Raw genomic sequence first — 20,920 nt, forward strand, 5'->3', positions numbered from 1 at the left:
TCGTGGCTGACCTCAACGACGCTGACCAGAGCGTGGCAGCGTCCCGCGTCGGCGTGGTGTTCGTCTCACACAGCGTCGAGATAGCATCCGGTCTGGTGACACTGGCCCGTCAGATGGCCCCTAACGTCGCCCTGGTGGCCGCGGGTGGAATGGACGATGGCGGCATCGGCACCAGCTTCGACAAAATCGCGGCAGGCATCGAGGAAGCCGACCACGGCAGCGGCGTCGTGCTGCTCTGCGACCTGGGCTCGGCCATCCTGACCGCGGAAACCGCGGTGGACTTCCTCGACGACGAGGTGCGGGCACGGGTGCGCATCGCCGACGCACCGCTCGTGGAGGGCGGCGTGTCTGCCGCCGTGGCCGCCGAGATCGGGGGAGACGTCGCGGCGGTGCTGGCGGCGGCCGAGTCGGCCAGTGGTGCCGGGTCGGCACCGGCAAATGCCGCGCCGCCCGCACCGGGCACAGTCGGTACCGAGGACCTGCCGCAACCGGTCAGCCGCACGGTGACCTTGCGGAACCGGGACGGGCTGCACGCCAGGCCGGCGGCCGACTTCGTGAAGCTCGCCAGCCAATTCGACGCTGAAGTGTCCGTGAACGGCAAGGACGCGCACAGCCTGCTGGGCATCATGTCGCTCGGACTGACCCGGGGGATGAGCGTGGAGATCTCCGGACCCGACGAACGATCGCGGGCGGCAGTAGACGCCCTGGCCGAGTTGATCGAGACCGGCTTCGGCGAAGAATAGTTCCCGCGCTGCCGCTGGTTGGCTGGGCGCGCTGCAGGGGCGTACGCTGTGGCCATGGTCCAGAATGAGAAATCCTCGGCCCAGGCTCACCGCAAGGGCGCGAACCGCTTGTTCGACTGGGTAGAAGACCGACTCCGGCCCGCCTTCGACTCGCCGCCCGTCGGCACCTACGACGCGGCCGAGACGACCGGGCTGGCCCAGTGCCCGGTGTGCGGCCGGCCGATGACCGAGCACACCATCGAGCACTCGGCACATGACACCGTGTTGAACTGCCCGGTCCCGCACCCCGGGGCCTGGGACCGGGATGCTTTCGAGCCGGTGAATGAATACGGCATGGTGATCCGTCGTCGCCCGGACGAGGGCTTGCCGGAGTGAGTCTGCGCGGAGTGCGACCGCAGGTGGCGGTCGTCACGCGGATCGCCGACGAGCTGTGAAACCCTCAACCCGAGATTGATTCTCGGTCCAATCTCCGCTTGTTGACATAATGTGCATTATCGGTCATATCCAATCCCGGGAAAACAGGGTCGGTCCTCGTTCATCCGGCGTTGGAAACTCTCCGGCTAGATCCCCATCACTGCCCGCCTGGGTCGGCTCGGCAGGGTTTTCGATCGCACGCCGGTCACGGAACGAGAGCGTGCGGAAACCCGAAGGCGCCGTAGGAACGACGCCGGTGGCACCAGTCGTCGCACCCCTTCTGGCTGAAACGGTGCGGCCCGAGCCCCACGCATATTATGTCAAGAAAATCGGCTCAGGCGCCGACGTACGCCGCCAGATGCTGGCCGGTGAGGGTGGACCGTGCGGCGACGAGGTCGGCCGGAGTTCCCTCGAAAACGATCCGGCCGCCGTCGCGACCGGCGCCGGGACCCAGGTCGATGATCCAGTCAGCGTGGGCCATCACCGCCTGGTGGTGTTCAACGACGATGACAGTTTTGCCGGCATCGACCAGCCGGTCCAGCAGGCCGAGAAGCTGTTCGACGTCAGCGAGGTGCAGGCCCGTCGTCGGCTCGTCGAGAACGTACACGCCGCCCTTTTCCGACAGGTGCATGGCCAGCTTCAGCCGCTGCCGCTCTCCTCCGGACAGCGTCGAGAGCGTCTGGCCCAGGCTGAGGTAGCCGAGCCCCACGTCGGCCAAGCCGACGACAATGGCGTGCGCGGCCGGGATCCGGGCCTCACCGGCGCCGAAGAACGCCACGGCCTCGGTGACCGACATTGCGAGAACCTCGCTGATATCCCGGCCACCGAGCCGGTATTCCAGCACGGATGCGTCGAACCGCTTGCCCTCACACACCTCGCAGGTGGTTGAGACCGTCGCCATCGGGCCCAGGTCGGTGAAGATCACGCCGGCTCCGTTGCAATTCGGGCAGGCGCCCTCGGAGTTGGAGCTGAACAGGGCCGGTTTGACACCGTTGGCCTTTGCGAAGGCCTTGCGAATCGGCTCGAGCATTCCCGTGTAGGTGGCCGGGTTGCTCCGGCGTGAGCCGCGGATCGCGCCCTGGTCGATCGATACCACGCCGGCGCCGGCGGGGATCGATCCGTGCACCAGCGAACTCTTGCCCGAGCCGGCCACGCCGGTGATGACCACGAGCACCCCGAGTGGGATGTCGACATCGACGTCCTCAAGGTTGTGCTCCGTCGCGCCACGGATCTCCAGGGCACCGGTGGGCGTGCGCACGGCCTTCTTCACCCTCGCGCGGTAGTCGAGGTGGCGGCCGGTGAGGGTGTCGCTGGCCCGGAGGCCCTCGAGGGTGCCCTCGAAGCAGACCGATCCGCCCGCCGTGCCGGCGCCGGGGCCGAGGTCGATGATGTGGTCGGCGATGGCGATCATCTCCGGCTTGTGCTCCACCACGAGCACGGTGTTGCCCTTGTCCCGCAGGCGCAGCAGCAGCTCGTTCATCCGCTGGATGTCATGCGGGTGCAGGCCGATGGTGGGTTCGTCGAAGACATAAGTGACGTCGGTGAGCGACGAGCCGAGGTGCCGGATCAGCTTGGTACGCTGCGCCTCTCCCCCGGACAGGGTGCCGGCCGGCCGGTCGAGCGACAGATAGCCCAGGCCGATCTCGGTGAACGAATCGAACAGGTGCTGCAAAGCCGCCAGCAGCGGGGCCACCGACGGGTCGTGAATGGTGCGCACCCACGCGGCGAGGTCACTGATCTGCATGGCGCAGGCATCCGCGATGTTGACGCCGTCGATGCGGGACGACCTGGCGCCCTCGCTGAGACGGGTGCCACCGCAGTCCGGGCAGGTCGCGAAGGTGACGGCGCGGTCCACGAAGGCGCGAATGTGCGGCTGCATGGCCTCACGGTCCTTGGCCAGGAACGATTTCTGCACCTTGGGGATCAGGCCCTCGTAGGTCATGTTGATGTCACCGACCTTCACTTTGACCGGCTCCTTGTAGAGGAAGTCGTGCCGTTCCTTCGTGGTGTAGTCACGGATCGGCTTGTCGGCGTTGAGGAAGCCGGAGCCCGTGAAGATCTTGACGCCCCAGCCTTCGGCGGTGTAACCGGGGATGGTGAGCGCACCCTCGTTCAGCGACTTGGAGTCGTCGTACAGCTGGGTCAGGTCGATGTCGTTCACGGTGCCCATACCCTCGCAGCGCGGGCACATTCCGCCTGTAATGCTGAAGCTGCGCCGTTCCTTGGTCGTGGTGCCGCCTCGCTCGATGGTGACGGCGCCGGCGCCGGAGATGGATGCGACGTTGAAGGAGAACGCCTGCGGCGAGCCGAGGTGCGGCTGGCCGAGCCGGCTGAACAGGATGCGCAGCAGCGCGTTGGCGTCGGTGGCTGTGCCGACCGTCGACCGGGCGTTGGCGCCCATCCGTTCCTGGTCGACGATGATCGCGGTGGTCAATCCGCTGAGCAGGTCGACATCCGGCCGGGCCAGCGATGGCATGAAGCCCTGCAGGAAGGTGCTGTAGGTCTCGTTGATCATCCGCTGGGACTCCGCGGCGATGGTGCTGAACACCAGTGAGCTCTTGCCGGAGCCGGACACGCCGGTGAACACGGTCAGTCGGCGTTTGGGGATCTCGACGCTGATGTCCTTGAGGTTGTTCTCCCGGGCGCCCTGCACCCGGATCAGGTCGTGGCTGTCGGCAACCTGGTTGGACGACGGCGGGGCCGTGGGGGCTGAAGCGTTCATCGTGTCTCCAAGAATGGGTGCCGGGGCTCTGCAGTCGACCAGCTTCGAGCATACGTGAGGATCGCCATGGTCACCGGGCAGTTTGATTGTCGGGTCGACGGCGCGTAGCCGTGGGAGCGGCATCGGATTAGGTTGGCGCCATGCCCAACACCGTCGGACCCACCAGCGCAGTCTTCGCCATCGCCATCGACCCTCGGCAGCTGAGCGCCAGAGAGATAAGCGGGATCCGGGTGGCCTTCGCGGTCAGCGCCGTTGTGGCCATCGCCATCGGGGCGATCCTGCTGGTCTGGACCGAGGCCACCCTCACGGTCATCGCGGTGTTGTTCGGGCTCTATTTCGTGATCAGCGGTGTCGTCAGGATCGCGCGCGGGGTGGCCAGCACCGGGTCGGCCGCCGGCGGCCGGGTGCTCAATATAGTTCTCGGCGTGCTGGTGCTGATCCTGGGCATCCTGGCGCTCCGGAACCCCGAGGGGTCGTTGGCCGTTCTCGGACTGGTCGTCGGCATCGTCTGGATCGTCGAGGGCGTTGCGGCGCTGGTGGAGTACACCACGGACTCCAGCCGCTGGCCCGGAATCCTGCTCGGCGTCGTCGGCGTCCTGGCGGGCCTGATCGTGCTGTTCGCCCCGGTGCAGACCATCGGCGTCCTCGTCACGATCGGCGGGATCATGCTGATCATCTCGGGACTCGTTCAGCTGGTGCGCGCGTTCACCTTCGGGCGGGGCGTCAGTGCCGGGTGACTGACGGTACTAGCTGGTGAAGTCGGAGGTGTCGCCGACGTAGCGGGTGTTGTTCGCCGGGACCGGCTCGACGGCGGCCAGTACGATCTCCGCGGCGAACTCGCTGACGTTGTACAGCTTGCCGGCAGAATCCTGGCGGGCGCTGATGGCACCGGGATTCGCGCGCTCGAGCAGGACCGCCGTGATGGTGCCCTGGATCATGTCACCGGAGACGACGACAAAACCGATGCCGGCCTCGGCAAGTTCGGGAATGACGGCGCGGAGCGCGTCCTCGCCGGCACGCTTGCTGCGGGCCACCGGCTCGTAGACGGCCACGTTCGACGCGGTGTCGACGAAATGCGCCTGGTGGCTCGTGATGAAGACCACGCGGGCGCCGTCGCTGAGCAGCGGCACGGCCGCGGTGAGCAGGTTGACCTGGGCGTCGCGGTTCAACTGCATGGCATAGTCCTCGGCCATGCCGGACTCCATGCCGCCGGACGCATTCATCACGAGGATGTCGAGTCCGCCGTACTCGGCGCGGATGGTGTCGAACATGGCCGAGACGGATTCCGCGTCGGTGAGGTCGGCGGCCACGGTGATCGCGGTTCCGCCGGCGGCGCGGATGGCGTCGGCCAGCTTGGTGGCGCGCGCTTCCTTGTTGCGGTAGTTGATGACGACCTTCGCGCCGGCTTCGGCGAAGTAGGCGACGGTGTCGGCTCCGATCCCCCGGGACGAGCCCGTGACGAGGATGCGCTTTCCCGAGAGACTGCCGGGCTGGAGGGGATTCATCGTAGGTGTGCTCACGGTGATAAACACTACCAACATGCCCAACACCTCCAAGTGCTAGCGTCATCTGCAAGCGACGCTAAGAGGGGCGACGACATGGTGGATTTGACGGACTACCTGTGGATCGTATGGCTGGTCTTCATCCTGGTCTGCGTCATCATCGAGCTGCTGACCCTGGATTTCACCTTTCTGATGATCGCCGTCGGCAGTCTCGCCGGGCTGGGAGCGAACCTGCTCGGCTGGGAATGGTGGGTGCAGATCCTCGTCGCCGGCGCCGTGTCGGTGCTGCTGTTGCTGCTCATCCGCCCGGTGCTCTTACGCCTGATGGCCAAGAGCGCGGCGGCAGTGCCACCCAGCAACGTGGCCGCGCTGATCGGCATGGGCGGGCGGGTGTCCTCCACCATCGCCGAACTGGGCGGCCTGGTCAGGCTCGACAACGGCGAGACCTGGACGGCCCGCCTCTCCCCCGACCGGACCCCGACCCGCATCGATCCCGGCGAGCGGGTCCTGGTGTCGGCCATCGAAGGCTCCACAGCTGTTGTCGTCCCCGAGGAAAGGACCGATTAACGTGCCAAATCTCGATCAACTCCTTCTCCAGATCTTCGTTGTGGTCCTCATCATCGTCGTTCTGGTCTTTGTCGTGGTGGTGCTTGTGCGCACCATCCGCATCATTCCGCAGGCCAGTGCCGGTGTCGTCGAACGCCTCGGCAAGTACCACAAGACCCTGATGCCCGGCCTCAACATCCTGGTGCCGTTCATCGACCGGGTGCGGCCGCTCATCGACATGCGCGAACAGGTGGTGTCTTTTCCACCGCAGCCGGTGATCACCGAGGACAATCTGGTGGTGTCGATCGACACCGTCGTCTACTTCCAGGTGACGGATGCCCGCGCCGCGACCTATGAGATCGCCAACTACCTCGGCGCGGTCGAGCAGCTGACCACGACCACCCTGCGCAACGTGGTCGGCGGGCTCAACCTTGAAGAGGCTCTGACCAGCCGCGACAACATCAACGGGCAACTGCGGATCGTGCTGGACGAGGCCACCGGGAAGTGGGGCATCAGGGTCGGCCGGGTGGAGCTGAAGGCCATCGACCCGCCGCACTCGATCCAGGACTCGATGGAGAAGCAGATGCGCGCCGAACGAGACCGCCGAGCTCTGATCCTCACGGCCGAGGGCACCAAGCAGTCCGCCATCCTCACTGCGGAGGGCGCGCGTCAGGCCTCGATCCTGCAGGCGGAAGGCCAGGCAAAGGCTGCCGTGCTGCGGGCCCAGGGAGAGGCGGAGGCCATCACCACGGTCTTCAAGGCCATCCACGACGGCGACCCCGACCCGAAGCTCCTCGCCTACCAGTATCTGCAGACCCTGCCCAAGCTGGCGGACGGCACGGCGAACAAGCTCTGGATCGTGCCCAGCGAGCTGACCGAGGCGATGAAGGGGATCGGTCGGGCCTTCGGCCCGAATCCGGTTGCCGGCTCCCACCCGGCTCCCGCCGACGCAGCCGGGATCGGCCCAGAGGCCCCGGGACCCGATCGTGAACGCTGACCTGACGACCTTCCTGTCCCCGCCAGGGCCGCGGATCCTCGCGCACCGGGGCCTGAGCACGCAGGCGCCGGAAAACACCCTGCTCGCCTTTCTACAGGCCATCGTCGGCGGGGCTACGCACCTCGAAACCGATGTGCACGCCAGCAGCGACGGCGTCGCCGTGATCAGCCACGACCCGGTCCTGCCGAATGACGGCCCGGCCGTGAACGCTCTCACGATGGCCCAGCTCAGCCGGGTCGACCTCGGCGCGGGCCAGACCTATTGCTCGCTCGCGGAGGCCTTGGCCGCCTTCCCGGACGCCAGGTTCAACATCGACGTCAAGTCCGCCGACGCCGTGCTGCCCGCCGCGCGCGCCATCCGGGCCGCCGCCGCATCCCGCCGGGTGCTCCTCACCTCGTTTTCTGAGAGCCGGCGACGTCGGGTGCTCCGGGCCGTCCCCGGAGCGGCGACGTCGGCGTCTGCCCAGGGAATCGCCCTGATGCTGGCCGCGGTCGGCCTCCGGCAGCACTGGGCGCTCCCCCGCATCCTGCGCGGGGTCCACGCCATCCAGGTTCCGGTTCGGGCCGGACGGCTGCGTATCGTCACCCCGCGGGTGATCAACCGGATGCATGCCATCGGCGTGGAGGTGCACGTGTGGACCGTCAACGACCCGGCCGTGATGGCCCGGCTGTTGGCGCTCGGCGTGGATGGTCTCGTCACCGACCGATGCGACCTCGCTGCCCATGTGGTCGCCCGGCGGTGAAACCGTCTGCGACAGGCGGCGGTTTCTGAGAGATCCCCGCGAGATCGGCGGTAACGGAAAGATAACGCACAGCTTGATGGTTTAGAACTGAGAATGCATCGCGAGAGGAGACCACACGATGGCAGATCGTAGTTTGCGTGGCATGAGGTTGGGTTCACAGAGCCTGCAGAGCGAAGAGGGCGTGACCTTTTCCCCACGCGTGAGTCACACGTACTTGTGTGCAACGTGCGAACGCGAGACGGTGATGATTTTCTCCGCCGAAGCCGAGGCACCAGATGAGTGGGAGTGCCGTTTCTGCTCCCAGACCGCAACCCGGTTGGTTGATTCGAAGCCCGTGGTCGTCGACCACTCCGACGAAAAGATCGCCCGCACCCACTGGGACATGCTCCTGGAGCGTCGCACCCGGGCCGAGCTCGAAGAGCTGCTGGAGGAACGCCTCGCGGTCCTGCGTCAGCGTCGGGGCCAAAAAGTCGGCGCGTAACCGGCTCAGCGGGCAGCCTGGCTCCCGCGCACACACCTGACGGCGTCGGCTAACCCCGGCGCCGTTTGCGTATCTTCGCGCGGTCGGCGACAACCGGCGCCGGCGCCAACCGGGGGCCGGCGTCGGAGAGCCGTAGGGCTCTGGCCGACACGACGCAGAACAGCAGCCCCGCCAGGCCGAGGCCGGACACGAACCATTCCAGGGGCCGGCCGGCCGTCATCGCCGGTGTGGTCGACACGCTCAGCGGAACGGTCTGGATCATGGCACCGGGCACCCAGGTGGGCAGGCTGTCGAGCGTCTCACCGTCCGGCGTGATGATAGCGCTCGTTCCGACGGTCGAGATGTTCACCACCGTGCGTCCGGCCTCGATGGCTCGGAGCCTCGCGATCGCCAGCTGCTGCACCGACTCATCCGTGCGACCGAAGTCTGCGTTGTTGGTCTGGGCCAGGATGATCTCGGCGTCGTCGTCGATCATCTCGTGCACGAGCTGGTCGTCGGCGATGTCGAAGCAGATGGCGATGCCCGCGATGATGCCGTCGATGTCGAAGACATTGTCCCGGGTGCCGATCTCGTAGTCCCGGGAAACCAGGTCGATCAGATCGGGCGCGAACGGTCGCCAGAAGGCCCGGTCCGGCATGTACTCCGCGAACGGGACCGGGTGCACCTTGTCATAGAGGTCGACGGCGCCGTCGTCGGCCGTCCAGAGCAACGAGGTGTTGTAGAACTTGCCGTCCCGCTCGGTGATGGTTCCGGCGATCAGCGGAGCATCCATGGCCCGGCTGATGTAATCCGGAACGCGGGCCGATTCCGTCGAGCGGAGCGGGTCGACGTCGATGCCGTTCTCCGGCCAGACGACGAAGTCGACAGGGTCACCCACCAGTGGCAGGGTCGCCGAGACGTGGTCGTTCAGGATCTGGCCGGGCTCATTCTGCGCGAACAGGCCGGCGTCGGAGGCGCCCTGCACGGCCGCGATACGGGCGGTCCCGCTTTGCAGGGTCGGCCAGGCGGGGAACGCCAACAGCACCGCCACCGCGGCCACCGCGATCGCAGACCTGGCGCCGACGCGCACCCCGGGCTCGCGGCACAGTTGCACAGCCAGGGCGCTGAGCCAGACCATCACAAAACTGAGACCGGACATGCCCACCCAGGCGATGAGCCCGTTGAACGGGCTCTCGGATTGGGAGATGGCGATGCGGCCCCAGGCGAAACCACCGTATGGCCACACCGCGGAAATCGCTTCCCGAGCCGTCCACAACCCGGCGACGACGACCGGCAGGACACCGATCCGGCCGGCGACGGACGGCCAGAGGCGTGGGCCGACGTTCAGCACCACTGCGGTGAGCGCCAGGCCGACCGCGAAGAAGAGCGCCTCGAGCCCGGCCAGGGCCAGCCAGGGCACCGGGCCGAGGTACAGGGTGAGCCAGCTGATGTGGATGAGCCAGAACGACAGGCCGGCCACCAGGCCGACCAGCAGGCCCGTCCAGGGCCCGCGTCCGAGTAGGGCCAGGAACATCAGCGCCGCACCGACGGGGGCCAGGATCCACCAGGACCGATCCGGGAACCCGGCGTCCATGATCGCGCCGGCACCGGCGGCCAGCAGAATCGCCGCCCACAGGGGCAGGCCGGTGCGTCGGAGTATGCCGGTGTTCACTTCAATAGCCTAAGCGACCGAGGAATACGCCACGATGCCGCGCCGAATGGAGTCCATCGCCACCCGCGCCGTCCGACCGACGGGGCCGTCCGCGACGAGCGAGAGCTGGTCGAGGAGGTCGATGGTCTGCTTGGTCCAACGCACGAAGTCACCCGCAGCCATCTCGGCCTCCTCCAGCACCAGGCCGAGCGAGTCGCCACGCGCCCATTTCCACATCGCCAGGCTCAGACCACCCGCGAGGGGGTTGCTGCCGGGCAGCTTGTGGTCCCGTTCGAGGTCGTCGAGCTGGCTCCACAGGATCGAGGTGGCGTCCAGCGCGGGCCGGAACGGGCCTTTGGGCAGGAACCTCTCGTCGGTCTCGCCCTCGTCCCGGCGCGGTTCGAAGACCAGGGCGCACGCCATAGCGGCGAGGCTGGGCGCATCGAGGGAGTTCCAGAGGCCACGGCGCAGCGATTCGGCGACGAGCAGGTCGCGGTCGGCGTAGATGCGGCGCAAGATGCGGCCGCTCTCGCTCAGCGTTACGGCGCGGCCCTCGCCGGGCACAAGGTAGCCGAAGCCGAGCAAGACATCGGTGACCCTGTCGAACACCCGGGCGACGGCCCCGGTGCGGGCCGTGATCTGGCTGGTCAGCGCCTCGGTCTCCCGGGTCAGTTTCCACCACCTCTGTGCCCAGCGGGCGTGGGCTTCGCGGTCCGGGCAGCTGTGGCAGGGGTGCGCGCGCATGCGCTTCCGCAGAGCGGCCAATTCCTTCTGGCGTCGGTCCCGGCCCCGCGCATTCGAATCGGCGGCGGCATTCTCACGTTCGAGGTCGGACAGACGTCGCCGGATGCCCGAATACTCGGTGAAGTCGCCCAGGTGGCAGGCCATCGAGGTGGCGTACCCGTCCAGCGAACTCTGCTGCTGCCGCACCCGGCGGGCCAGGTCGACCACGGCGCGGTCGGCCTGGAACTGTGCGAACGAGGACTCCAGAACCTCCCGGGTGTGTTCCCGGCCGAACTGGTCGATGAGGTTGACGGCCATGTTGTAGGTGGGTTTGAAGCTGGAGTTCAGCGGGTAGGTGCGCCGGGACGCCAGCGAGGCGACGGCCTGCGGGTCCAGGCCCTGCTGCCATTGGATGACGGCGTGCCCCTCAACGTCGATGCCGCGGCGGCCGGCGCGACCGGTGAGCTGGGTGTACTCCCCCGGCGTGATCGGAACCCGCGCTTCACCGTTGAACTTCTCGAGCTTGTCGAGCACCACGGTGCGGGCCGGCATGTTGATACCCAACGCCAGCGTCTCCGTGGCAAAAACGGCTTTGACCAGTTTCTTCTGGAAGAGCTCTTCGACCACTTCCTTAAAGGCGGGCAGCATGCCGGCGTGGTGGGCTGCCACGCCCCGTTCAAGACCGTCGAGCCACTCCCAGTAGCCCAGAACGGCAAGGTCCTCGTCGAGCAGGGTGCGGCAGCGTTCGTCGACGATCTGCCGGATCTGATCGCGCTCGGCGGTGTCGGTGAGGCGCACGCCGGCGCGGAGGACCTGGCGCACGGCCTGATCGCAGCCGACCCGGCTGAAGATGAAGAAGATGGCGGGCAGCAGGTGCTTGCCCTCGAGCATCCGCACGATCTCGGCTCGGTCCATGCGACCGGACTCCGCTTGCGCGCGCTGCTGGTGGTACCTGCTCTGGTTCGAGCCGCGGCGGCCACGGCCTGACCTGTCGGAGAGCGGCCGACCGCCGGCCTGATTCAGTCGCACCAGCTCCGGGTTCACCCGGTGGGTGGCGGCCAGCCCCGACGAATCGAACAGGTCCAGCATCTTGCTCTTGACCAGCACGTGCTGGTCCAGTGGGACCGGCCGTTCCTCCGAAACAATGACGTCGGTGTCGCCGCGGACGGCCTGCAGCCAGTCACCGAATTCCTCAGCGTTGGACACCGTCGCGCTCAGCGACACCATCCGCACCGACTGGGGCAGGTGGATGATGACCTCTTCCCAGACCGCCCCGCGGAAGCGGTCGGCCAGGTAGTGAACCTCGTCCATGATGACGAACGCGAGATTGCCGAGCAGGTCGGAATCGGCGTAGAGCATGTTGCGGAGCACTTCGGTCGTCATCACGACGATCCGGGCGCCGGCGTTGACGTTGGTGTCCCCCGTGAGCAGGCCCACCTGGTCTGCGCCGTATTCGGCGACGAGCTCCTGGAATTTCTGGTTGCTCAGCGCCTTCATCGGCGCGGTGTAGAAGACCTTGGCGGTCTTCTGCTGCATGGCCAGGAAAATGGCGAACTCGGCGACGACGGTCTTGCCGGCGCCGGTGGGCGCGGCGACGAGCACGCTGTTCCCGGCCTCGAGCGACGCCCCCGCGGCGAGCTGGAAGGAATCCAGGTCGAAGCGCAAGCCCCGACGGAATGTCTCGAGCTTGGGGGTCTGCGCCCGCAGGCGTGCTGCTGTGTACCGGTCCGCCGGTGACTGGAGGTCTGTCATCTGGTGCGCTAGAGCGCCAACTCCCGTTCGAGGGCACGGGCGCGCCGGGCGGCGCGCTTGTCGTGCAGGTACGCGATTCCGTATGCGGCGAAGTACAGCAGGATCATCGGGACCGCGAGCATGAACATCGAGATCACGTCGGCGGCCGGGGTGGCGATGGCGGTGAAGAGGATGATCACCAGAACGGCGATGCGCCAGGACTTGATGATCGAGGCGGCGCTGATCACCCCGGCAAAATTGAGCAGGACCACAAAGACGGGCAACACAAAGGCGATGCCGATGGCGACGAGTAGTTTGAGGGTGAAATCCAGGTAGTTCTGGGCGTTGATGAAGGCCGCGTCCTCCGGCGGCGCGAAGCTCGTCATGAGGCCGACGACCTGCGGCAGCACATACCAGCCGGCCGCACAGCCGGCGAGGAACAGGGGCACCGCCGTCAGCACGAAGCCGTAGACGTACTTCTTCTCGCCGCGGGTGAGGCCCGGCATCAGGAACGCGAAGATCTGGTACAGCCAGATCGGGCTGGACACCACCAGGCCCACGTAGAACGCGATCTTCAGCTTGAGGTCGAAGGCAGAGGTGATGTCGGGGTAATTGATCTGTGCGTTCCGGTCCTGCGCCTCGATGATGGCGTAGATCGGTTCGCGCAGCGCGGACCAGACTCCCTCGGAGAGCATCCAACCTATGATGGCTCCGACGAGGATACCCGCGGCGGCACGGAACAGGCGCTTGCGCAGCTCGACCAGATGCTGGCCCAGCGACATCGTGCCCGCACGGTTCGCACGCTTGGTGGTGCGCACGGCCACGGGAGTTAGGACTTCGTCTGGTCGCCCGGGCCGACGGTCCGCGTCGTACCGTCAGCGGCGTCCGGGTGCGCCGGCGTGCCGGTCTTGTCTGCAGGCTCGTCAACGGTGTCGCTCTTGATCTCGTTCTTGAAGATCTTCATTGACTGGCCGAGGCTGCGGGCCAGGCCGGGCAGCTTGGGCGCACCGAACAACAGCAGGATGACGACGAGGATGATCAGAAAGTGCCATCCGGTCAGATTGCTCAACATGAGGGTCGATCCTCTGGCTTGTAGGGAGTGTGTTGGATTAGTTTACCCCGGTTGATCCTGAGATCCCGCCGGTGCGCTCGTCGGTGCGCACGCTCGATGCGAGCCTGGTCGATCGCGGCGGCCAGGTCCCGTCGCTTCTGGAACACCGCCGGTGAGAATGGTTTCCTCGGCAGCGCGGTGTCGAGGTCGAGTTCGGCCAGCTGGTCGCCAAGGTCTTCGAGGGCGCCGAAGGTGACCATCAGCTTGCGAAACAGGCGCACCGCGAACCAGGCCAGCATCGCGAGGAGCCCGGCGACCAGCAGCGCCCAGATCAGGATCCAGGACCAGACCGGCATCAGGTCGTCGCCCCGGCGGTGGGCTCGCTCTGCGCGGTAGCCGGCGACTCGTACCGGGCGGCGCCGGCGGCCGCCCACTCGGCGACGGTCTGTCTGGCCAGGCCCGGATCCACCACGGTGACGACGCCGGACAGGCCGGCAACGAGCCGTTTGAGACCGTGGAAGTGCGACACCCGCACCTGCGCCCTGGAGCGTCCCTCGTCGTCGGCCGGTCCGTGCGGAACCGGCCCATAGTCGGCGAGGAGTTCCAGGGCCGCAGCCGGCAGTTCGATCGTGACGGTGAGGTCGTCGGCCGTGCCCTGGAACAGGGTGTCCGGCAGGAGGACGCCGTCATCGTGGGCGTCAGCGGGCACATCCGTCGAACGCAGGTTGCTCATCCGGTCGAGTCGGAATGTGCGCATGGCCTCGCGCAGATGGCACCAGCCGCGCAGGTACCAATCGCTGTCGACCGATTCGATCCGCAACGGGTCGACACAGCGATGCTCATCGGTCCCCCGGGCATTGAGGTAGTCGAATTCCACCTGGGTACCCGCCCGCACGGCGGCTTGGATGACCGAAATGGCCACGTCGGCGTCGGTGCGGGACACCGCGAGCTGGCTGGGAGCGCCCGTGGAGCTGCGGGTGAGCTTGGCCATCAGCGTGGCGATGGCGTCCCGGTCGCCGTTCTCGGGGAGGGCGGAGAGATACTGCAGCCCGGCGATGAGCGCGGCTGCCTCTCGGGCCGAGAACCGCGGCGAATCGTCGATGGCTACCAGGTGGGTGAGGACGATGTTGTCGTTGGTTTCGAATTCGTCCCACTGGATGTCGAAGAGGTCGCCGTGCAGGTACTGCCGGGTCTCCCCAGGCACCCCCGACATGGCGATGAGGTTCACCGCATCCCGCACCCGCTCGGGAGTGACCCCGAAGTGGTCGGCCACCGCGGTGACGCTCACTTTGTCGTGGTCCATCAGATACGGCACGAGGGACAGCAGGAAGGTGAGCTTGTCCGATGCTCCGAACGCGACGGGCTTGGCGGCGGTCATCGTGCGGCCTCCGGCCGGGGCAGTGGCGTCTCGATCAGTGGGGCGTGGCTGTCCCGCACCCGGCGGAGCCGTTCCAGGACGGCGTCGATCAGGGTGGGCGGGGACAGCACGTAGACCTCCGGTCCGTAGCCGGCCAGCTCGTCGGCGAGGATGTTGACGTCGGTGTAGTGCAGTTCGACGCTGTCCGCGGCGCTTCCGGGCTCGCCGCGCTTGCTCAGCCGTACCGCGGCATCCGAGCCGGGTTCGACGGTGATCAGTGCGACCTGGGCCTGCCATAACGCGTCGAGTTCGGCGAGGGCCCGTTCGCCCTGACCGTCCTCGGCCGGCGCGATGGTGCGACCGGGCACGGTCACCACGGGGCCGACGATCCTGGCGAGCAGGAAGGTGCGGGTGGCTCCGGCATCCTGATCGGCGGCGTACAGGTGCCACCGGCCCTCGTGCAGCACCACGGCCAGCGGGGCGATGACCCGGCGGCGCGGCGCGCTCTCGCCCGGTTTGAGGTAGAGGAATGCGACGACCTGGCCGCGGTCCATGGCCTTGCCGAGGGGTTCGAAGGACGCCTCGCGGGCGCGCAGCGACGGTGCGTAACCGATCACAGGGTCGCTCGAGTCGATGCCGAGAGAGTTGAGCTTGGTGAGTGCGCGGCGGGATTCGGCGGAGAGGGACCCCTCCCGCCACACCGCGGCGGCGAGTTTGAGCAGCATGATCTCGTCGGGCGAGAAGACGATGTCTGCCGGCAGGTCGTAGAGTCCCTTGGGGATGCGGTAGCGCAGATGGTGGTTGCTGCCCGGGTCGTCGGGCGACTCGATGGTCTCGAGCGGGATGCCCAGTTCCCGGATGTCGTCCTTGTCGCGTTCGAACTGCCGCTCGAGGCTGGCGTTGTCACCGCCGACCCGGAACCGTTGCCGGTAGCCCTGGACGGTCGAGAGGATGTCGGCCTTGGTCAGGCCGATCTGGGTGGCAATGAGCGCAAGGACCAGGCTGAAGAGGCGTTCTTCGACAGTGACCGGGTGCGGCTGTTCTGTGGTGGGCGACACGTACGCGATTCTATCGGTGGTGCACTCAATGGTCGGCCCATCCCGTTGGGGACCGCGGGATGGGCCGGGAAGCCGGTTAGTCGACGCCGAGGATGTCTACGACGAAGACCAGCGTGGAGCCGGCCGGGATGGTGTCGGTCGCCTGGTCGCCGTAAGCCTGGTCGGGCGGGAGGACGGCAACGATCTGGGATCCGACGGTCTGGCCGATGAGAGCGTTGGCGAAGCCGGGGATCACGCCGCCCTCGGTGGTGGAACCGTCCGCGGCCACGAAAGCGGCCGGGGTTCCGGCGGCCCAGCTGGAGTCGAAGACCTCTTTGGAGTCCCAGACGACACCGGTGTAGTGCACGGTGACCGTGGACCCGTCGGTGACGGTCTCGCCGTCGCCCTTCTTGAGCACGCCGACCTTCAGCTCGGTGGGCGGCTCGGCCGAGGGAATCGTGATGCCGGGGGTGCCGTCATCCGCGAGGACCACGGCGGGCAGTCCGGCCACGGGCAGCTGGTCGGCGCCGTCGGCGCGGGTGAGGTACGCCTTGACGACGTCGAGCACGAACACGAGCGAATCGTCCGCGGCGACGCCGATGTCTTCGTTGCCGCCGGCCGGACCGAAGGTGTCGGCCGCCGACGCGACAACGGCGACCCTGGAGCCCACCTGGGCACAGAGCAGACCGTCGGTCAGGCCGGTGAGGGTCTGGTCGTTGAGGACAAAGCTGGCCATGGTGGTGCCGTCGTACGAGCTCTGCTCAATGGCCTCACCCGTGGTGGCGTTGAAGACGCTGAGGTCGACCTGCACCTTTTGGCCTTCGGTGAGGCCGGGGCCGGTGCCGTCGATGATCTCGCTGCGCTGAGTGGTCTCGGTCTTCAGCGGGGTCGGGAAGTCGACGGTGGGGGACGAACCGAACTTGCCGGTCACCTCCACCAGCTTGGACGCGTCGCCGGAGGACACCGGAGCCGTGCAGTCGGCATTGTCGGGGCCGGCGCTGCAGGCGGTCAGGGTCGCGAGCACCAGGCCGGCGGTTGCGATAAGTGCGGGAACTTTACGCACGGGTCCTCATTTCGATACGGGGAGGCGGCAGCGTGATGCCGTCGAGTGACTTTCGGGGTGAATGCTGGCCGAAACCGCTGGTGCGGGCGGCAGGCCGAAGCCCATCCTATCCGGCGTCGAGGTCCCGAGCCTTGGAGAGCGCCGCGCCGTTCTCGGCGGTGCGGTTGCGCTTGCGCATCACCTTGGCGCTGACGGACCTCTCGCCCAGGGCGCCCGGGGTCCACAGCTCGACGTCGGCGTCGCTGAAGTCAGTTTTTGAAGGGCGACGCTTGAGCTCGGGCAGGATCGTGTCCGGTGCGAGACGGCGGGCGGTGATGAGGAAACCGGTGTGACCGATCATCCGGTGGTCGGGGCGAACCGCGAGGCCTTCCACGTGCCAGCCGCGCACCATCGTCTCGTGTGAATCGGGGTTGGTGTAGTTGCCGGTGGCGCGGATGGCCTCCGCGACGCGGGACAGCTGGGTGACGGTGGCCACGTAGCAGAGCAGCACTCCCCCGGGCTTGAGCGCGTCGGAGACGACAGCGATGCACTCCCACGGGGCGAGCATGTCGAGCACGACCCTGTCGACCGACTGGGCCGGCATGGTCTCCGGCAGCGTGTCGGCGAGGTCGCCGAGCGTGATGGACCAGTTCTGCGGGTCGCTGCCGAGGAAGGTGGCGACGTTGGCGCGGGCCACGTCGGAGAATTCCTCCCGGCGTTCGAAGGAGGCCAGGGTGCCGGCCGGGCCGATGGCGCGGAGCAGCCAGAGGGACAGCGCCCCGGAGCCGACGCCGGCCTCGACGACCGTGGCGCCGGGGAAGATGTCGGCCTGGGCGAGGATCTGGGCGGCATCCTTGGGGTAGATGATGGCCGCGCCGCGGGGCATGCTCATGACGAAATCGATGAGCAGCGGACGCAACGCGAGGTGTTCGACGCCCACGTTGTTGGTGACGACGGACGCGTCGGGCAGGCCGATGATGTCGTTGTGCTCGAGGATGCCCCGGTGGGTGTGGAAAGTCTTGCCCGGTTCGAGGGTGATGGTGTTCAGCTTGCCCTTGGGGCCGGTGAGCTGCACTCTGTCGCCGGCGCGGAACGGACCGCTGTTCTGGATGACCTGGTTGTCGCTCATGCGCGTGTTGCGTCCTCGGTGTGGGTAACGGTGCGGGTGGATGGGGAAGGTCGTCGGGTCAGGTAGAGCTCCGTCAGGGTGGCCAGCGAGCTGCCGGTCAGGCTCTGCACCAGCGTGTAGTGCTCACTCTCCTCGAGGGGAACCATGTGCGGAACCGCGACGACGACGGCGCCGGAGGCGACGGCCGCTGCGACGCCGGGCAGGGAGTCCTCGATCGCGACGGAGTGCCTGGGGTCGACGCCGAGGATGCCCGCAGCGGTGAGGTAGGCCTCGGGGTGCGGCTTGCTCTGCTGCACCATGTCGCCGGAGACGATGGTGGCGAAGGCGTCGAAGCCGACGAGGTCGGCGATCTGGCGGGCCATCCTGTGTTCGGACATCGTCACCAGGGCCATCGGCATCCCGGCGCCGTGCAGCTCGGTGAGCAACTCGTGGGCCCCGGGGCGCCACGGGATGCCGGCCGAACCGAGCTGCTCCTGAACCCGGGTGGTCAGCACCTCGACGATGGCCTCAGCGGCGAGGTTCACCCCGCGGTTCTGCAGGATGGCGGCGGAGCCGAGCAGGCCGGAGCCCACCAGGAGCATGGCGTCTGCGTGCGTCCAGACGCCGCCGAAGGACTCCACGAGCTCGTGTTCGGCTCGCATCCAGTACGGTTCGGTGTCGACCAGGGTGCCGTCCATGTCCCAGAGAACGGCGGCGGGTGGGGACGAGAATGCGGGGATCAGTGTCACGGGGTTCAAGTTTAGGGGGCACGGCCTATCCTTGAAGGAGGCAACCCAGTCGTGGTGGCCGGAATACACGAGGTTTCACTCAAGTGACAGACGGCAATGGGTTCCTCAGCGGACGTCTCCTGGTGGTCGCCTTCGAAGGATGGAACGATGCGGGTGAAGCCGCAACGGGCGCCGTCAGCACGCTGAAGGAGCTCCTCGATGTCGAAGAGGTCAAGCGGATCGACCCCGAACTCTACTTCGACTACCAGTTCAACCGCCCCAGCATCTCCACCGATGAGGACGGCCACCGGGTCATCGAGTGGCCGAGTGCGGTCATGTACGGTCCCGTCGTTCCCGGGGCCAGCGGGGTTCCGTTGGCCGAAGACGCCCAGCTCAAGGTCAGCGGCACCAACGCCGGAAACATCTACCTGCTGGTCGGAACGGAGCCCTCGCGCAGCTGGAAGAGCTTCACGGCCGAGATCCTGGACTCCGTGCTCGCCGCGGATGTGAGCGGGATCGTCTTCCTCGGCGCGATGCTGGCGGACGTGCCGCACACCCGGCCGATCTCGATCTTCGTCTCGAGCGACAATCCCGAGGTGCGTGCCGAGTTGCAGATCGAGCGCAGCAGCTACGAGGGGCCCGTGGGCATCCTCAGCGTGCTGGCCTCGGCGGCCGAGACCGTGGGTATCCCGAGCCTGTCGATCTGGGCATCCGTGCCGCACTACGTGCACAACGCTCCGTCGCCCAAGGCCATGCTCGCCCTGATCGACAAGCTCGAGGAGATCATCGACGTTGTGATCCCCCGCGGCGACCTGGTTACCGACGCCTCCGAGTGGGAGACGGGCATCGACGCCCTCGCCGCCGAGGACGAGGAGATGGCAGCGTACATCGGTCAGCTCGAGCAGGCCAGGGACACCGTCGACTCACCGGAGGCCAGCGGAGAGGCGATCGCCCAGGAGTTCGAGAAGTACCTGCGGAAACGCGGCGACGGCGGCCGGGACGGCTGGGCCGACGGCCGTCAGGGCCCGGAGCCCCGCCAGCCCTAAGGCGGACCAGCCAGGGTGGGCTAGAGCTTGACGCCCAGGAGCGCGTCGATCGCCGCGGCGACGAGGGCACGGTCGTCCACGCCGGCCGCCACAGCAGCGTCCACAGCGTCCAGGGCACCCCGGGTGTCGAGATCGTCGACCAGCGCGGCGCGCATCCGCTCGACAACCGCCGCAGCGCTCTCGAACGCCGAGACTGCAGCGCCGGCCGCGGAGTCAACGGGGTCGACGGGGCCGAAGGCCGACGTCCACGCCGCCAGGCGAGCCTCGGCATCAACCAACTGCTGCGCGGTCCACTCCCAGTCGGTGCGGTAGTGCTGAGCGAGCAGGGCCAGGCGGATGGCGCGTGGGTCGGTGCCGCCGGCCCGAAGGCGGGAGACGAGAACCAGGTTGCCCAGCGACTTGCTCATCTTCTCGCCCTGGTAGGCGACCATGCCGGTGTGGCTGTACACCTGGGCCAGCGGATGCCCGGACAGCGCGGCGGCGTGGCCGGCGCTCATGTCGTGGTGCGGGAAGATCAGGTCGCTCCCGCCGCCCTGCACGGTGAAGTCGGTGCCGAGCTCGGCGAGGGCGATGACCGAACACTCGATGTGCCAGCCGGGGCGGCCGGCCCCCACGGGTGACTCCCAGGAGGGCTCTCCCGCGCGGGCGGCACGCCAGAGCAGCGGGTCGAGCCTGTCGCGCTTTCCGGCCCGGTCGGGGTCTCCCCCGCGCTCGGCGAACAGGGTGAGCATGGTGCTCTGATCGAGGTTACTCTCCTCGCCGAGGGCCCACGGCGCCTGGCGCTCGGCCGCCCGGATGTCGAAGTACAGGTCGGCGCCGGGTCCGTCGGGCGTGGGCAGCGCATCCGGTGTCGGCACCTTGTAGGCCAGCGCGGACTGGCGCAGTGCCAGCACCGCGGCGCTGATGTCGTCGATGACGTCGGTCACGGCCACAAAATCGTCGGGCGGGATGATGCCCAGGGACTCCATATCGGCCCGGAACAGGTCGGTCTGCTCCACGGCGAGGTCACGCCAGTCGACGCCGGTCGCGGTGGCACGTTCCAGCAGCGGGTCGTCGACGTCGGTCACGTTCTGGGCGTAGTGCACCCGGTAACCGCCGTCACGCCACACGCGCTGCAGCGTGTCGAAGGCGAGGTAGGTGGCCGCGTGGCCGAGGTGGGTGGCGTCGTACGGCGTGATGCCGCAGACGTACAGCCTGGCCACGTCGGTCGGTTTGGCTTCGACGATCGAGTCCGTGGCGGTGTCGTGCAGGCGCGGGGCCTGTGAGAGTCCCGGAATCGACGGGATGACGGGGTGTGACCAGGCGCGCATACTTCCAGCC

21 protein-coding genes are annotated in these 20,920 nt (G+C 67.7%); 8 read left to right on the forward strand and 13 right to left on the reverse strand.

What is annotated here, in order from left to right; all coding sequences use genetic code 11:
• Positions 1 to 2: 2 nt before the first annotated feature.
• Both dhaM and B7495_RS08465 read left to right on the forward strand, forming a co-directional pair.
• Positions 3 to 743 carry a dihydroxyacetone kinase phosphoryl donor subunit DhaM gene (dhaM, locus tag B7495_RS08460; RefSeq protein ID WP_240632458.1) on the forward strand — a complete coding sequence of 247 codons (741 nt, stop codon included), beginning with the start codon at positions 3 to 5 and terminating at the stop codon, positions 741 to 743.
• Positions 744 to 797: 54 nt separating this feature from the next.
• A complete protein-coding gene (locus B7495_RS08465) occupies positions 798 to 1,118 on the forward strand; it encodes a hypothetical protein (protein WP_088456191.1) in 321 nt (106 codons plus the stop codon).
• Positions 1,119 to 1,491: 373 nt separating this feature from the next.
• On the opposite strand, the gene B7495_RS08470 is transcribed toward B7495_RS08465, so the two are convergent.
• Complete coding sequence (locus B7495_RS08470; RefSeq protein WP_088456192.1) at positions 1,492 to 3,879, reverse strand: excinuclease ABC subunit UvrA; 2,388 nt, start codon at positions 3,877 to 3,879, stop codon at positions 1,492 to 1,494.
• A 140-nt stretch (positions 3,880 to 4,019) separates the two neighbouring features.
• Here B7495_RS08470 and B7495_RS08475 point away from each other — a divergent pair, with 140 nt between their 5' ends.
• A complete protein-coding gene (locus B7495_RS08475) occupies positions 4,020 to 4,616 on the forward strand; it encodes an HdeD family acid-resistance protein (RefSeq protein ID WP_088456193.1) in 597 nt (198 codons plus the stop codon).
• Positions 4,617 to 4,625: 9 nt separating this feature from the next.
• On the opposite strand, the gene B7495_RS08480 is transcribed toward B7495_RS08475, so the two are convergent.
• Positions 4,626 to 5,384, reverse strand: coding sequence for an SDR family oxidoreductase (locus B7495_RS08480; protein WP_088456194.1), 759 nt, complete (start codon positions 5,382 to 5,384; stop codon positions 4,626 to 4,628).
• A gap of 93 nt (positions 5,385 to 5,477) precedes the next feature.
• On the opposite strand from B7495_RS08480, the gene B7495_RS08485 reads away from it, so the two are divergent.
• The 4 genes from B7495_RS08485 (at position 5,478) to B7495_RS08500 (ending at position 8,147) form a co-directional block, all read left to right on the forward strand.
• Positions 5,478 to 5,948: an NfeD family protein gene (locus B7495_RS08485; protein WP_088456195.1), complete on the forward strand. Its 471-nt coding sequence runs from the start codon at positions 5,478 to 5,480 to the stop codon at positions 5,946 to 5,948.
• Between the two features lies 1 nt (position 5,949).
• Positions 5,950 to 6,924, forward strand: a complete 975-nt coding sequence (locus B7495_RS08490) for an SPFH domain-containing protein (RefSeq protein ID WP_370028248.1) — start codon at positions 5,950 to 5,952, stop codon at positions 6,922 to 6,924.
• Entirely contained in the window at positions 6,914 to 7,666 is a 753-nt protein-coding gene (locus tag B7495_RS08495; protein WP_240632459.1) for a glycerophosphodiester phosphodiesterase family protein, read from the forward strand. The genes B7495_RS08490 and B7495_RS08495 overlap by 11 nt, the downstream gene beginning before the upstream one ends.
• A 118-nt stretch (positions 7,667 to 7,784) precedes the next feature.
• Entirely contained in the window at positions 7,785 to 8,147 is a 363-nt protein-coding gene (locus B7495_RS08500) for an RNA polymerase-binding protein RbpA (RefSeq protein WP_088456196.1), read from the forward strand.
• Positions 8,148 to 8,196: 49 nt separating this feature from the next.
• Here B7495_RS08500 and lnt read toward each other — a convergent pair whose 3' ends face one another.
• The 10 genes from lnt to B7495_RS08550 form a co-directional block, all read right to left on the reverse strand.
• A complete protein-coding gene (lnt, locus tag B7495_RS08505; RefSeq protein WP_240632460.1) occupies positions 8,197 to 9,798 on the reverse strand; it encodes an apolipoprotein N-acyltransferase in 1,602 nt (533 codons plus the stop codon).
• A gap of 9 nt (positions 9,799 to 9,807) precedes the next feature.
• Positions 9,808 to 12,252 carry an RNA helicase gene (locus tag B7495_RS08510; RefSeq protein ID WP_088456197.1) on the reverse strand — a complete coding sequence of 815 codons (2,445 nt, stop codon included), beginning with the start codon at positions 12,250 to 12,252 and terminating at the stop codon, positions 9,808 to 9,810.
• Positions 12,253 to 12,260: 8 nt separating this feature from the next.
• Entirely contained in the window at positions 12,261 to 13,049 is a 789-nt protein-coding gene (gene tatC, locus B7495_RS08515; protein WP_327015742.1) for a twin-arginine translocase subunit TatC, read from the reverse strand.
• 11 nt (positions 13,050 to 13,060) lie between these two features.
• A complete protein-coding gene (gene tatA / locus B7495_RS08520) occupies positions 13,061 to 13,303 on the reverse strand; it encodes a twin-arginine translocase TatA/TatE family subunit (protein WP_088456198.1) in 243 nt (80 codons plus the stop codon).
• Positions 13,297 to 13,638, reverse strand: coding sequence for a hypothetical protein (locus tag B7495_RS08525; RefSeq protein ID WP_103459785.1), 342 nt, complete (start codon positions 13,636 to 13,638; stop codon positions 13,297 to 13,299). Before B7495_RS08525 ends, tatA begins: the two co-directional genes overlap by 7 nt.
• Positions 13,638 to 14,660 carry a YafY family protein gene (locus B7495_RS08530; RefSeq protein WP_088456200.1) on the reverse strand — a complete coding sequence of 341 codons (1,023 nt, stop codon included), beginning with the start codon at positions 14,658 to 14,660 and terminating at the stop codon, positions 13,638 to 13,640. Before B7495_RS08530 ends, B7495_RS08525 begins: the two co-directional genes overlap by 1 nt.
• Positions 14,657 to 15,697 carry a YafY family protein gene (locus B7495_RS08535; RefSeq protein WP_088456201.1) on the reverse strand — a complete coding sequence of 347 codons (1,041 nt, stop codon included), beginning with the start codon at positions 15,695 to 15,697 and terminating at the stop codon, positions 14,657 to 14,659. The genes B7495_RS08530 and B7495_RS08535 overlap by 4 nt, the downstream gene beginning before the upstream one ends.
• A gap of 76 nt (positions 15,698 to 15,773) precedes the next feature.
• A complete protein-coding gene (locus B7495_RS08540; protein WP_088456202.1) occupies positions 15,774 to 16,739 on the reverse strand; it encodes an FKBP-type peptidyl-prolyl cis-trans isomerase in 966 nt (321 codons plus the stop codon).
• 106 nt (positions 16,740 to 16,845) lie between these two features.
• Positions 16,846 to 17,847, reverse strand: coding sequence for a tRNA (adenine-N1)-methyltransferase (locus B7495_RS08545; RefSeq protein WP_088456203.1), 1,002 nt, complete (start codon positions 17,845 to 17,847; stop codon positions 16,846 to 16,848).
• Entirely contained in the window at positions 17,844 to 18,524 is a 681-nt protein-coding gene (locus B7495_RS08550) for an HAD family phosphatase (protein WP_088457992.1), read from the reverse strand. The genes B7495_RS08545 and B7495_RS08550 overlap by 4 nt, the downstream gene beginning before the upstream one ends.
• 134 nt (positions 18,525 to 18,658) lie before the next feature.
• On the opposite strand from B7495_RS08550, the gene B7495_RS08555 reads away from it, so the two are divergent.
• The gene (locus tag B7495_RS08555) at positions 18,659 to 19,600 is read left to right on the forward strand and encodes a PAC2 family protein (protein WP_088456204.1); all 942 of its coding nucleotides are present in this window, start codon (positions 18,659 to 18,661) and stop codon (positions 19,598 to 19,600) included.
• Between the two features lie 20 nt (positions 19,601 to 19,620).
• Here the strand turns inward: B7495_RS08555 and mshC are convergent, their stop codons facing one another.
• Positions 19,621 to 20,910: a cysteine--1-D-myo-inosityl 2-amino-2-deoxy-alpha-D-glucopyranoside ligase gene (mshC, locus tag B7495_RS08560; protein WP_088456205.1), complete on the reverse strand. Its 1,290-nt coding sequence runs from the start codon at positions 20,908 to 20,910 to the stop codon at positions 19,621 to 19,623.
• Positions 20,911 to 20,920: the final 10 nt, after the last annotated feature.

Source organism: Cryobacterium sp. LW097, from assembly GCF_002205495.2.
GTDB classification, from domain to species: Bacteria; Actinomycetota; Actinomycetes; order Actinomycetales; family Microbacteriaceae; genus Cryobacterium; species Cryobacterium zongtaii.